Origin of the sequence: Hufsiella ginkgonis, from assembly GCF_009834915.1 — a bacterium.
GTDB classification, from domain to species: domain Bacteria; phylum Bacteroidota; class Bacteroidia; order Sphingobacteriales; family Sphingobacteriaceae; genus Hufsiella; species Hufsiella ginkgonis.
Window position 1 is genome coordinate 1,140,293 of sequence record NZ_WVHS01000002.1, and the last position, 13,638, is coordinate 1,153,930.

Here is a 13,638-nt window from a genome sequence, read left to right on the forward strand (position 1 = left end):
AATGAATGTAAGTTATAAAAAAGGCCCCATTCAATTGAATGAGGCCTCGCCATTGTACTAACTAACTAACTAACTAAGGGAGCTTGTCTAAGGCAGGAACGTTAAGTTCATAGCCTGTATATCCTTTGTTCTGGTTGATACGTCCGTTGGTATTGAACCGCTGGGCGCTTGCCGGAACCGGCCATAATACGTGGTACGGTGCGATCTGGAATCTCACGCCACTCACGGTAGGAACCTTATCCCGGTAGAATTCGTTCTTTTCAATAATGCGATCGTACATATAGTTGTTGTCTGAGAACGTAGCAAGCGAATAGGTTTTACCGTTCGGAGCCGTTTTACCGGTCGATGCAAAGATGTAAGCAATACGGGTCAGCTCGCTTTTGCGGGGCTCTTCGTAATAAAGCTCGCGTGCACGCTCATCGAGAATAGTGCTGATATTAACTTTCGAGGCATCGGTCAGCGGCGCAGCGTTTGCGCGTGTCCGGACCTGGTTGATATCCGCCATGGCCAAAGCCAGCTCGCCTTTCCAGACGTAGGCTTCCGCACGCAGCAGGTAGGTTTCCGCTAAACGGAACACATACCAGTCAGTATTGGTACCTCTTGGCGGCGACCACCATTTATCTACCGCCAACGCGTTGGTGGAGTTGATAAAGGTTTTGTAATGCGGCCATCCGAACCAGTGACGGATCGTATCGAGCGATTTGTTGGTAAACATGTTATTTACCGTAGTCGAATTGTATTGCACCAACGGTTGCCCGTAAAGTGCCTTTTCAGTTGGATTGGTAGAGGTTTTGAGCGCCGGGTTGTTGTATACCAGGTCTGTCATATCCATCCACATGCCTTTCGCATGGCGATAATCGGTATTGTCTGTCCAGATATATTTAGTGGCATAAGGCGTACCGCGGTAGCGTCCGATGCCGCGGCCATACATCAGTGTAAGCGGGATCTCGGCGGTTACCGCATCGGTGATGGCCTGGTTAGCGCCGGACGGCGTTCTGAGTAAGTTCAGGTGCCACATCGGTACGCAGTTACGCATTACCTGCGAGCCGCTTCCGGTCGAACTGCTCACAAATGCCTCCCGGTCGATCACCAGGTAAAGAGTTTCCTTGTTAGCTGCGATGGCTTTGTTATCCATACGGTGAAGGTCCCATATCACGTTCTTTGAAGCATCGCCGGCCGTACTGCCGAAACGTGTACGCATCAGTGAATAGGTAGTTCCGCCGATCACGCTGCTGGCGGAAGCGATCGCATCGTCAAATTTGCCCAATGCCAGGTTCACTTTAGTGAGGAGGTGGCTGATCGCTCCTTTGGTTACTTCACCCCTGTTGGCTACGTCAGTTACGTTTGCCTGCGCAAACTCGAGGTCTGCTTTCATTTTGGTGAGGATCACCTCACGTTTAGTGGAATAAAAGTCGTCTTTCGGCGCATCCAGGTCGCTTAACAGCAGCGGCACATCGCCGAACTGGTGTACTAACCGGTAGTAAAAATACGCGCGGAAGAAATAAGCCGACCCCAGGATGGAGTTTTTCTCCGCTGCGTTGGCATAGGTTGGCACGTCGATATTAGAGATCACCGTATTGGCCTGGCGTATGCCCCTAAAAAAGTTCGTCCAGTAGTAACCGATGCGGTTATAATCCGGGTTATCCAGCTCTGCTTCGGGAGTCACGCGGCTGATCATATCCTGGGCCTGTGTAGATTTATCGGTGGTACCGTCAACCGCCACATCAGAAAAGATAGATTCGGTAACAATTGGCGCCATATCTCCGAAGAATTCGCCGCGGGTAGTTAAACCGGCGCCGGCGAGGGCGGCTTTCATCGCGGCAGGGGTAGTTAGCGACGCCGCAGGCTCGTATTTCGAAAGCGCGTTGTTGTCTAAATAGTCTTTTTTACACGCGTTCGCCGACAGCAGTACCGCCACGGAACTCATGATAATTAATTTATGATTGATCTTCATGTCTGTTCAGTTTTACAATGAAACATTTAAGCCAAGCGTGTAATACCTTGGGGTCGGGCCGCCGTTCTGCGGATCCCAATATTTCCAGTCAGGAGCGTACACGCCTGCATTCGCTACGTTTACGTACAGCTTCGCGTTCTGGATCTTAGCCCTGGTAAGCAGCATTTTAGGGATACTGTAAGAAAGCGCAACCGTATTCAGCCTGATGAACGAGCTTTTTGCGTACACGTTAAAGCTTGTTCCGCTGAATGCTGAATTGATGCGCGCATAATCGTTGATCGGGTTCTCAGGCGTCCAGTAAGGAACCGCGTAAGAGTTGGTCCTGAAATAACCTACCCCACCGATGTTGTTCTTGCGGAGGTTATCTGTAGCATACTGGCCCCAGCTGGAAACCAACTGGAACGAGAAGTCGAAGTTTTTGTAGATGTTAAACTCGTTGCGCATCGACCAGTTGAAGCGTGGGTTACTGTAACCGAGGTACTGCTTATCGGCATCGGTGTACAAATAGTCTCCGTTTACGTCCTCAAGCTTAAAGTCACCCGCCTTGATGCCCGCTTTGGTGTACTTGGCTGCTTCGGTAAGCTCATCCGCCTGCCATACGCCAAGGATCTTGTAGTCCCAGATCACGTCGATGTCTTTACCGATGAACCAGCCGTTGCCAAGATCATTGGCAGGTGTCGCCAGCTTGTCGATCTTGTTGCGGTTCAGGAAGAAATTTACACTGGTGTTCCAGCTAAAGTTCTTGGTAGACATATTCTTGCTGGTTACGCTGGCCTCAAAACCGCGGTTACTTACCTGTGCCAGGTTCGATGTTACGTTAGAGTAACCGGTGATGTTAGGCAATGTCTGGCTGATCAGCAGGTCGGTGGTTTTTTTGTCGTAACCATCAAAGGTGGCGGTGAACCGGTTATTAAGGAACGCCAGGTCGAGCCCGAAGTTGAGGGAAGCTGTCTTCTCCCACTTCAGACCGCTGTTCCCGATCCTGTTGTTTACCGACACGGTGTTGATCTCGCTTGCCGAACCGCTGCTGTTCACCAGCTGGTATTTACCCACGTCGAGCTGTGATAACGCCACATACGGGTCGATGGTGCCTGAACTGCGCACCTCGCGGTTACCGTTGATACCGTATGATAGGCGGATCTTACCGTAGTTAAGCACGTTACCGATCGATTTCAGGAAGGGCTCCTCGGTGAAGGTCCATGCCAGTGCGCCGGCGGGGAATGTAGCACGCTTGTTTTGCGCACCAAACCCGGAGTATCCGTCCCTGCGAACAGAAAGGGTCAGGCTGTAGCGTGACATCAGCGAATAATTCAAACGGGCCATCAGGGCGTCGCCGGTATAGATCCGGTCGTCGCTGCTTACGGTTGGCGTGGTTCCGCTGGCCAGGTTATGGTAACCGAGAATGTCACTTGGCACAAACCCGGTGTTGGATGCAATGGTATACCAGGTTTGGTATTTCTCTGCGTTCGCCAGCAAGGTAACATCTACGTTATGGATGTTCGCAAAGGTTTTGTTCCATTTTAACAGGTTATCTATCTGCCAGTTGTAACGGGTTTCGGTAGCACGTGACGCGGTGCCGCCCGGTGTGGTAACTTCCGGATTGAGTGAAGAGCCGGCGTTAAACGTGCGATAGCTGTCATAGCCAGGACTGAAGTTCAGTGAGTAAGTGATGCCGAAAGGTAGTGCCGCTTTCGCGTAAAGACTTCCGAATACGGTACCCTGTTTTTGTAACCTCGAGTTATAGGTAGTGGCAAGGAACGGGTTCCTGGCGTTCAAGCCGTTGTCGTCTGTCGGGATCCTTCTTATCGTTCCGTTGGCATTGTAGAAATCGCCGTAAGGCGAGAGGTTCACCAACTGGCCCCAATCTGCTTCGATAGCGCCTTCATTCCGGTTAGCGAACTGCAGGTTCATCCCTACAGTGAGGAATTTCGCAGCCTTACCTTCCAGGTTCACTCTCGAACGGAACGAGCTGAAATCGCCGCCTTCGATCAGGTTTTCATTTTTTTGGTAGCCGAGCGACATATAATAGGTCACGTCTTCTTTGCGGCCGGATAAGCTGGCTGTATGGTCCTGGCGTTTGCCATCGCGAAAGAGCAGGTCATACCAATCTGTTGTCTTACCGGCGAGATAATTGGCTTTTTCGTTATCCACGAGGCCGAGGCGGGTCAACCAGAGATCGGTGGGGTTAGTGGTGGTTTGCCCGTTCAGCCACTGTGTAAGGGTAACTCCGGCAGGCAGGTTGTTGGGATCGAGGTAAATGTACGCCGGGGTGGTTCCGCCGCTGCGGGCCACGTCGCCGCGCCATTTCAAAAAGCCCGGGCCGTCATATACGTTCTGGTTTACCGACATCGTCGCCAGACCAACATTCGAATTCAGGCTGATCTGCGCTGCGCCTGCCCTGCCTTTTTTTGTGGTGATGGCTACCACACCGGTAGCCGCTTTTGCGCCGTAAACTGCAAGAGAGCTCGCATCCTTTAATACGTCTACGGTTTCGATGTCGTTCGGGTTAATGTCAGACAACTGCCCGATGTAGATCACACCGTCCAATACGATGAGCGGGGAAGTGCTCGCGCTCAGGGTAGTTTTGCCACGTACCAGGAGGTCGCCGCCGCCTTTTGCCGAACTGTTATAGCTGACATTCAAACCGGCGATGTTACCGCGAAGGATATCTGCCACACTTTGTGGATTTTCGTTTTCGAGCTGCGTGGCACGTACGCTTGAAACCGCCCCGGTCACGTCCTTCTTTTGGGCAGTACCGTAGCCGATCACTACCACTTCCTGTAATTGGGTCTTATCATCCACCAGTATAAAATCAACCGTCGAACGGCCGCTTACCGGCTGTTCCTGTGTTACATAACTAATGCTGCTGGCTACCAGCACCGCGTCTGAAGGGGCGGAAATGGAATACGTTCCGTTAATGCCGGTCGAAACACCCGTGGTAGATCCCTTTACCCTGATGGTTACACCCAGCAGCACCTCGCCCTTACTGTCTTTCACCGTACCGGTAACCGTTTGCTGGGCCACAGCAAGGGAAATGGCAGAAAACAAGCACGCAATAAGAAGAGTAATTTGTTTTTTCATACGAATTATTTGGTTAGTTAATTGATTTGGTGGGCTAAATTTAAAGGTGTTCAAGTTTAAAAAGCAAATAAAAAAACTCGTGACGTACTGATAATTAGGACGTTACAAATATTTTAATACGCTTCAGTCGCAAGCGGGACGTTCCTGCATTTTCGGAGGGAAATGAGCTGCAGAACAAAAAAATCACCAGATAACACTACATAATCACCACACTACTTGTGCCCCGCCGGTTACAACTAGTTAAAATTGATGAGGTTACTTGATATTGTACCAAGCAAAATTAAATCTGGTATCGTGATATAAATCTGAGCAGATCGTACGGCAATCCGATAGCTCTCGCTATGGATGATACGGTTCATGAGCATTAAAAAAATTATCCACAAATGCCGTGCAGAACAGCATAGATCAGGATGGATGGGGATTCAGCGGTTATTGGGGGACCGTTTCGAACAGGATCTTACTCCACCCGGAATTACCGCTCCCTTTAAGCGCCCGTTTTCGGGAATCCAGCACCTTTTTTACGCGGCTGGCATATACCCAGCAGGTACTTTGCCTGATACCCAGCTTTTCTGACAGCTTATGCGACGAGATAGTGCCCTTACTGGTGTACATGAGGTACACGAGGTAAAACGCCTTATTGATAGGGATGCGGTTGTTTTCGAAAATGGTATTATGGAGCACCGATTCCTCGTAGGCGCATTTAGTACAACGGCGATTATGCGGGATCCGGCCATTGCAAAACGTTTGGTTACCGCAGCGGACACAGGAATAACCCTTCTCCCACTTCAGATCCGCCAGGAATTTATAACAGGAATCCCTGTCCGGATATTTCTGGCTAAACTCATCGAATTCCATGTCTGTAGACAGCACACGTGCATCCGTTACCTTCTCGATATTGGTTTTAAGCGTGATGTTGTCGTTCTCCAGCAGCACGTTCATCCGCGAGATCTCTTCCGCCTGCCGCTGCAGTATAAGATTGATGGAGATCAGCTCGGCATTCTGGTCCTCTATGATCTGGGACTTCTCGAACACCTCACGGGATTTCTCGACCACCTCTCTCGTCCTCTTTAGTACCTGTGCCTCTAATTCCTTGTTAATGGAATCTTTCAGGCGGGCATTTACTTCCATCTGGCTGATGATCTTCTTCTGGGCTTTGTCCTTCTTCTTTTTCAGGAGACGAACCTGGTCGCCAATGGCAAAAGAGAGCAATACCATTTCGAGGACAAAACAAAAGCTCAGGCTGTAATAAAGAATGTAACCGGGAATAAACCGACTGTAACCCAACACGTTAAGCACCTTCATAGTGAATCCCACGAACAGGAACCCGTAAGCCATCACAAAAAACCGTGCGGGCCGGTAACCGCTGCGCCAGATCCACATCCCCGTAAAAAAGGCAAGAGTGAGCGGCACAAATTCGATGAACTTATAAATGAACCACTCCGGCTTATAAAACAGGCTTACCAGGAAAAAGGCGGTCCGCAGCACAATTACCACCTTAAAGACCTTATGTATTAACGGTGCTTTTGATTTTACGTGCAGCAGCTCGTTGGTAAAAACCAGGGAAAAGATGCTGATCATGTAAAGTGCGATCCCATAGGCGTAATGATTCCATTTCGGGAAATCCGACCAGATGTATTGAAAAGCAATCCCATCAGCCGAAAGCTCATACAGGCCGATACTAAGAATATATAACACATAGAAAAGATACTGCCGCCTTCGCACTGCCATGAACATCAGCAGGTTATGAAAACTAAATATCAGGATCATCCCGTAAAACAGTCCGTAGGTAAAATACTCGGTGAGTCCGTATTTAATAAAGCGGCCCATGGTCCTGAACACCACGATCACGTTCACCGGCTGCGCAGATTTCACGCGGAAATAATACAGCCGCTCGCCGCTGGCATTCTTCGGGATCAGGAACTCGAAATTTTTATGCTCAAACATGCGCTCGGTAAAGTGCAGCCTGGCCCCGGCTACGCTTTTAAGGTATTTGCCTCCTGGTCCGGGTACGTAAGCTTCGATCGCATCTGTGGTCTGGTCGTAAAACTCAAACAGGGAATTACCCGCCAGCCCTTCAGGGAGTTTCACTTTAATACGATACCAATAGGCCGAAGCCTGGTGATAGTTCTTTGGATAATAATCCTTATTAGTGGTGAAACGATTTTCGAAAGCCGCGGACGAAACCTGTTCGAAAGTCAGCTTTCCCGAGGGATCTTCCAATCCTGCGAGATCTGACGTGTTAAAGATATATTCATCTGTTTTCTCACCAATGGTGATGGTTTTTTGGGCAAATGAAGGCAGAACACCAAAACACAGGAACAGGAAAACCAATCGGTTCAGCAAGCTTATCGTCATAGGGAATATAGATAATTGGTTACTGCCGAAGGTAAAAACAAATGGCGCCTGCTACAAATATCTTGCGGGTTAATTACGGAAACGTTTGCGGACTAAGCGTATCAAACACGTTCAGAAGCCATTTATCACTAGCTTCTTGAATGATTTGCCGCTATCGTTTGCACCAGCCCGCGTGAAACTTATCTTTGACCGTTCAATCCGTTAAAATTGACTTTTAATCCTTATAGCACCCCGCTTCCCGTTAAGGAGATCCTGCAGACTGTGGGCGATCACCTTGCAGCCAACCCGACGCTGATCGTAAGCGCACCGCCTGGCGCCGGGAAAAGCACGCTCCTGCCGCTGGCGCTGCTTGACCTGCCCTGGCTTGGCAACAAGAAGATCATCATGCTTGAGCCACGGCGGCTCGCCGCCAGCACTATTGCCAGCCGTATGGCTTCCTTACTGGGCGAGCCCGTTGGCAAGACCGCAGGCTACCGAGTCCGTTTTGAAAATAAGGTAAGCCCCCAAACGCGCATAGAGGTAGTAACCGAGGGCATCCTTACGCGCATGCTCCAGCACGACAATGCCCTCGAAGACGTAGGCCTCGTAATATTTGACGAGTTCCACGAGCGCAGCATCCATGCCGATGTTTCGCTCGCGCTTTGCAGGGAAACCCAGGAAGTATTGCGGCCCGATCTTCGCATCCTGATAATGTCGGCTACACTTGACATGACCCGGCTGTCCAGCCTGCTAAAGGCGCCCGTGGTAGAGAGCAAAGGAAAGATCTACCCGGTTGAGGTGATCTACACCGAAGATTGCGACCCGCAGCAGTTGCCTGAACAGTGTGCCTCCGTAATTAACCGCGCCCTGCGCGAAAAAGAAGGCGATGTGCTCGCTTTCCTGCCGGGACAGGGCGAAATTACCCGTTGTGCCGACCTGCTGAAACGAAATGCGGCGTCCGCGCTGGTGTACCCGCTGTACGGTCAGCTGCCGGGCATAGAACAGCAGGCGGCTATCCTCCCCGATCCGCATGGGCGCCGCAAGATCGTGCTCGCCACCTCGATCGCCGAAACAAGCTTAACCATCGAGGGCGTTACCATTGTGGTAGACAGCGGTTATGGGCGCACGGCGCGCTTCGACCCCAAATCAGGGCTGTCGGTACTAAAGACCGCCCTTATCTCCGTCGATTCCGCAGACCAGCGGGCAGGTCGTGCGGGCAGGCTTAGTCCAGGCGCCTGTTACCGCATGTGGAGCAAGGCCACCCAGGAACGTATGGCGCCGTTCCGCGTGCCCGAGATCATGGAGGCCGACCTCGCGCCCCTGGTGCTGGACCTGGCCGAAATGGGGATCTATGACGCTTCACGCCTCACGTGGCTTTCGCCGCCGCCCGCCAACGCGCTCACACGGGCGGTGGAAATTCTCACCCAACTGCAAACGCTAAAAAACGGCCGCATTACACCACATGGCCGGGAAGTTCAGCAACTGCCGCTTCACCCCAGGCTGGGAAACATGCTGATCATCGCCAAAGCGCGCCAGGTGCTGCACCTGGCCGCCGATCTCGCTGCCTTGCTGGAAGAGCGCGACCCGCTGGAAAAAACCGCCGGCATCGACCTCAATCTTCGCATCGAGGCTTTAAGGCGGCACCGCAGCGAGCAGCGCAAAGACCGGCGCATGGACGTCATTGAAAAGATCGCTTCCTCGTACCGCCGTCTTTTCCGGACGGAGGTAAACAACCAGGCAACAGATCCTTACGAAACCGGTCTCCTGCTCGCCTATGCCTACCCCGAAAGGATCGCTTCCGCAAAAGCCGGGCAACCCGGGCAGTTCCAGCTGGCAAATGGCAAAAATGCGGCTACCTCCCGGGAGGATGAACTGGCAGAAGAAAGCTGGCTCGCTATTGCACAGGTAGACGACAGGAAAGGCCTGGGAAAGATCTTCCTGGCCGCCCCGCTGAACCCCGCAGACCTGCTGCCCATGGCCGCGCCTTCCGACAACATCAGCTGGAATACACGCAAAGGAGGCCTCATCGCCTCCCGGGATCTGCGCATCGGCAGCCTGGTGATCCGGTCAGTTGCCTTACCAGCGCCGGCTGAAGCGCTCGTTACCGGGGTGATCTCGCAGGCGATACAAGACGAAGGCAGCGCCCTGCTCAACTTCACAGAAGAGCTGGAACAATGGCAAAGCCGGGTAAATGCGCTTCGCCTTTGGCGGCCCGACGAAGACTGGCCGGAGGTGAGCACCCAGGCATTACTGTTACGAAATAAAGACTGGTTGTGGTCGTGGCTGCCACAGGTAAAGAAAGCTGAAGATCTCAAAAAGATCAATTTAACAGGAGCAGTACAGCAGCTATTAAGTTATGAGCAACAACTGGCCCTGGAAAAACTGGCACCCGCATCCATACGCGTACCCAGCGGTTCAACGATTAAGCTGAGCTACCCAGCCCATGGCGAAGATCCCGTGCTGGCGGTCAGGTTGCAGGAAGTTTTCGGGATGATGGAAACGCCCCGCGTAAACAACGGTCAGAAAGCGATCGTGATGCACCTGCTCTCCCCGGGATTTAAACCGGTACAGGTTACCACCGACCTCCGGAGCTTCTGGAAGAACACGTATTTCGAGGTGCGTAAAGAGCTGAAGCGCCGGTACCCGAAACACTCCTGGCCCGAGAATCCGCTGGTGGCCGAAGCAGTAAGCGGCGCCAGAAAGCGGCAACCGTAATTAACGAGTTTTCCTGCGATAGCGCACAATGAATACTGGTAACAACACCATGGCGCCCCCTAGCCCAACACCACGAAAAACGGTGAAACTGAAACGGAGCTTAGGTTATGCGCCCATCACTGGGTTACCACCATCGCCATTTCGCTAAACGCCGCCAGCTGGTTAGCGCGATCCTGTGCGGTCGGGCTGTTTTTACGCTCATCGAGCCGGGTAAAAACATGCAGTTTCGACGATATCATCGTCACCTGGATAGGCTCGCCGCCACGGGTTTTCACCCCCTTGTAGATCAGCAGTGCGCTCACCGGGTCGGCCACCTCATCTTTGTCCGACTTAAAAACTTTCAAGGTACAGGCCTCCGGCAGCCTGAAACCTTGCTCGAGCTTCTTACGTACCAGCCCGCTTATTTCGTTAAGCTCCTTCAGCGTTTCCACCGGGCGGAAGTTATAATAGTACCGCTCCTCCCCCGAGGTATTGTCCACAGTAGTATACCCGACCATCGGCCCCAGCAATCCCACTATGGATAACGATTTATCAGACGGGATCACGAAAGGATCGACCATGAATATATGTTTCGGTTTTAGCCGGTCATTAAAATAGCCATCGGCAAGCATCTCCAGCAGCAGGGTGCAGCCGGCCGACGAACCCGCAAAGCTGATATTGTTATAGCCCAGGCTGGCCAGTTTCTCGTATTCCGTCATGATGGGAGCCCGCCAATCTTCCCAGCTGGCGCTTTTAAACGTGTGGAAATCACGGCCATGTCCGCCAAGCAATACCTGCGACAGGTAAAAATCCGTTCTTGCGCCCATCCAGGTACGGAGCTCGTCCCACTCAAATGTGGTCGCCCCAAAGCCGTGGATGGCGATAATTACCGGCTTCTGCATTTCCGGGATGGTAGGGTTGGGTTTCTTTGAAGACAACAGGTAGTTACCGGGATCCGTTAGCGAAGGATCCATATAAAACCCGCTGTCGAGCGAAGCACTTCCGAGTGAAGGCTCCTTACCGCAGGAGGTTAACCATATCATGGCAGCGGCTAACAGGATTTTTTTCTTCATTTAGCCTGGTGTTTTCCAAGGTTCCAGAGAGCGCTTAACTGGTAAAATAGCGGGTAGAGCGTGCCAGGACCGCTTTCTCCGTCGCCGGTGATGGCGTTATAGCCGATAGACACGTTCATTTTCAGGGGAAACTTAAACCGGTACATCAATCCGGCATCCGCCGACAAGAGCACCGAGCTCTTTGGCAGCCGGTTAAAGATCTCTGTCTCGTAATCGGCACGAAAATATCCGGTATTGGCGCGCACGAAAGGATTCAGCGCCGCAGCCGCCTTGAACAAATAAGCGCCGGAAATGAGAAAATTATCTTGCTTAATGGCATTGGAGCGGCTCGCGGAGCCTAGCCGGCTGGTAATGTAAGAGACGCCGAATACCCATCGCCGGCTGTAATTGTATTGTGCGGTAAGCCCGTTCTCATAATAAAGGCCGACAGCTTTCTGGAACCGGAGCCCGGCATCTACGGTATGTTGCTGTCCGTACGATTTCGAAGGCAGGCTGAGAAAGAAAAAAAATATCCCGGAAGTGACCAGGATGATACGTTGCTTTTTCATACAGCGGAATAGCAATACCGCGGTTAACCAAGATATTCGATCAACTGGGTAAGGTCTGCCACCTTATTAAGTTCCAGGTGATTGCTCTTTACATATTTCCTGATGTCATCTCCACGGCCAGGGTAAATCACCTCGAGGCTTTTGGTATTGGTAATACGCTGGTAAATGCCTTTGCCAGTTTTAATATAGCATTCGTTGGCGGAAGTGATCTTAAACTCCTCCGGGATGTTCATATTGTACACACCCGCAATACCTTTAGAACTTTTGGTAGACAGCTGGCTGGCATTCTGAGAAATAGCACCGGCGCCGGCCGCCTTGGCTACCACCGCCACAGCAGTTGAATGATAACGAATGTACAGTGTCTTATCTTTTACCTGCAGCACTTCCTTAAATGTCTCCCCTTCCGGAACAAACTTATGCCCTGCCACGAATACTGTATCTATCTTCGCGGTTTCGGTCATGGCCATATAAGCGTCACCTTTCTTAAATACCATTTCTTCGGTGAGGGTGTTGTAATTGATCATCGCCGTAAGCGGATTCCCCGTTTTATACTTGATAACCCCACGCTCAAAATTAGTGAATACGTAATGCTCTACCTTGGTTTGCATGAGCATCGCCAGTACAATAAATGCTGCCAGTTTCATACGCTAATAGTTTATAGTTTTGAGAGATCAGTTAAAATTAAGAAATTTCAGCTGATCCCCGCAAACAAAGAGGTTAGTTCACTTCCCCGGTTTAAAGTAAATCGTTTTACCCGTTTTCGCCGAAGTACGTGCCGCGTCCAGGATCTTTACTACTTCCACATTATTTTCCAGCGCATATAATCCATGGGGAGGCACGGTGATCTTCCCATGGATCACGTCGGCCAGGTAGGTAAACGGATCGGTATATACCGCAATGTCTTTATCGGTTACCTGCACTGCCTGTTCTTTAGGGAATTTCCTTCCGCGGATGCGCATAGCGGATTTATCCACCTGCACGATATATCCCGCATCACCGTATATCTCCATGTCTTTGCGGCTGAAAGGCCAGTTCCACGATGCTTGGATAATGCATTGCGCTGATGGATAATTTACCACGATAGTTGCTTCATCTTCCACTTTTGGATAGATCGCGGGTTTGTAATGCTGCGTAACGGCCGTAACAGAAATGGGTTTTTCGTCCTTCATCAGGAAGGTCATCAGGTTGGCGCCGTAGCATCCGAAATCGATGAGGGCTCCGCCGCCGTTCAGCACCGGGTCCGTCAGCCAGTTAAAAAACTCGGGGCCCACACCGATCTCTTTTGGCCCCTGGTGCCCGTCGTGGATTACCACCTTACGCACCTGCCCCACGAAATTACTGTCCTTCACCAATTGAAAGGCCTTTTCTACGGCCGGGTACCAGGATGTCTCGTAGTCGGTAAGCAAGTGGATCTTATATTTACGGGCGAGGTCCTGCATTTTTTTCGCCGCGGCCGGGGTAGTGGCGAGCGGCTTCTCAACCATTACATGGATTCCCCTGGGAGCGCACTTCTCTACTACTGCGAGGTGATCGAAAATACTGCCAAAGGCAAGTACGGCTTCCGGCTTTACTTCGTCGAGCATTTTATCAAAGTCGGTATAGATGATCCCCGGATCGAAATTATACCGTTTGGCATAGCGTTGTGCAAGTGCCGCATCAGGGTCGAAAACACCGCTCAGCACAATATCGGTCTTACTTTTTCGTCCAAGAATAAAGGCAGAATGACCATGTACCAACCCGGCGACGGCCACCCGTACGGGCGCATTACTTAACGTTTGCGCCCGCATTGTTCCCGCGAACGCCGGCAGCAACATGGTCAGTAAAAAGAGTTTTACCAGGAAGTTCGTTTTCATAACAATAATTTGGAGGTTTAGGTGCCTGCATCCTCATTAACCGGGCAGGGCAAACGGTATTACAAAGTAGGTATTTTCTGCCAAAGAAATGGGAAAAACCC

General features: G+C 51.3%; 8 protein-coding genes. 1 reads left to right on the forward strand and 7 read right to left on the reverse strand.

Annotation, left to right across the window (positions count from 1 at the left end; translation table 11 throughout):
• Window positions 1–73: 73 nt before the first annotated feature.
• From GS398_RS11875 to GS398_RS11885, 3 genes are all read right to left on the reverse strand, one after another.
• Window positions 74–1,954: a RagB/SusD family nutrient uptake outer membrane protein gene (locus tag GS398_RS11875; protein WP_160906966.1), complete on the reverse strand. Its 1,881-nt coding sequence runs from the start codon at window positions 1,952–1,954 to the stop codon at window positions 74–76.
• 12 nt (window positions 1,955–1,966) lie between these two features.
• The gene (locus GS398_RS11880) at window positions 1,967–5,035 is read right to left on the reverse strand and encodes a SusC/RagA family TonB-linked outer membrane protein (protein ID WP_160906967.1); all 3,069 of its coding nucleotides are present in this window, start codon (window positions 5,033–5,035) and stop codon (window positions 1,967–1,969) included.
• A 429-nt stretch (window positions 5,036–5,464) separates the two neighbouring features.
• Window positions 5,465–7,390 (reverse strand): 7TM diverse intracellular signaling domain-containing protein, encoded by a 1,926-nt coding sequence (locus GS398_RS11885; RefSeq protein WP_160906968.1) that lies wholly within the window; start codon window positions 7,388–7,390, stop codon window positions 5,465–5,467.
• A 207-nt stretch (window positions 7,391–7,597) separates the two neighbouring features.
• On the opposite strand from GS398_RS11885, the gene hrpB reads away from it, so the two are divergent.
• Window positions 7,598–10,084 carry an ATP-dependent helicase HrpB gene (hrpB, locus tag GS398_RS11890; protein ID WP_160906969.1) on the forward strand — a complete coding sequence of 829 codons (2,487 nt, stop codon included), beginning with the start codon at window positions 7,598–7,600 and terminating at the stop codon, window positions 10,082–10,084.
• Window positions 10,085–10,200: 116 nt separating this feature from the next.
• Here the strand turns inward: hrpB and GS398_RS11895 are convergent, their stop codons facing one another.
• The 4 genes from GS398_RS11895 to GS398_RS11910 form a co-directional block, all read right to left on the reverse strand.
• Window positions 10,201–11,136 carry an alpha/beta hydrolase gene (locus tag GS398_RS11895; protein ID WP_160906970.1) on the reverse strand — a complete coding sequence of 312 codons (936 nt, stop codon included), beginning with the start codon at window positions 11,134–11,136 and terminating at the stop codon, window positions 10,201–10,203.
• Window positions 11,133–11,684, reverse strand: a complete 552-nt coding sequence (locus tag GS398_RS11900; protein ID WP_160906971.1) for a hypothetical protein — start codon at window positions 11,682–11,684, stop codon at window positions 11,133–11,135. Before GS398_RS11900 ends, GS398_RS11895 begins: the two co-directional genes overlap by 4 nt.
• A 23-nt stretch (window positions 11,685–11,707) precedes the next feature.
• Window positions 11,708–12,328 carry a hypothetical protein gene (locus tag GS398_RS11905; protein ID WP_160906972.1) on the reverse strand — a complete coding sequence of 207 codons (621 nt, stop codon included), beginning with the start codon at window positions 12,326–12,328 and terminating at the stop codon, window positions 11,708–11,710.
• Between the two features lie 78 nt (window positions 12,329–12,406).
• Window positions 12,407–13,537 carry a Gfo/Idh/MocA family protein gene (locus tag GS398_RS11910; protein ID WP_160906973.1) on the reverse strand — a complete coding sequence of 377 codons (1,131 nt, stop codon included), beginning with the start codon at window positions 13,535–13,537 and terminating at the stop codon, window positions 12,407–12,409.
• Window positions 13,538–13,638: the final 101 nt, after the last annotated feature.

Coding starts and splice junctions, on each gene's coding strand:
- GS398_RS11875 (WP_160906966.1), bottom strand. CDS start 1,954: ATGAAGATCAATCATAAATTAATTATCATGAGTTCCGTGGCGGTACTG.
- GS398_RS11880 (WP_160906967.1), bottom strand. CDS start 5,035: ATGAAAAAACAAATTACTCTTCTTATTGCGTGCTTGTTTTCTGCCATT.
- GS398_RS11885 (WP_160906968.1), bottom strand. CDS start 7,390: ATGACGATAAGCTTGCTGAACCGATTGGTTTTCCTGTTCCTGTGTTTT.
- GS398_RS11895 (WP_160906970.1), bottom strand. CDS start 11,136: ATGAAGAAAAAAATCCTGTTAGCCGCTGCCATGATATGGTTAACCTCC.
- GS398_RS11900 (WP_160906971.1), bottom strand. CDS start 11,684: ATGAAAAAGCAACGTATCATCCTGGTCACTTCCGGGATATTTTTTTTC.
- GS398_RS11905 (WP_160906972.1), bottom strand. CDS start 12,328: ATGAAACTGGCAGCATTTATTGTACTGGCGATGCTCATGCAAACCAAG.
- GS398_RS11910 (WP_160906973.1), bottom strand. CDS start 13,537: ATGAAAACGAACTTCCTGGTAAAACTCTTTTTACTGACCATGTTGCTG.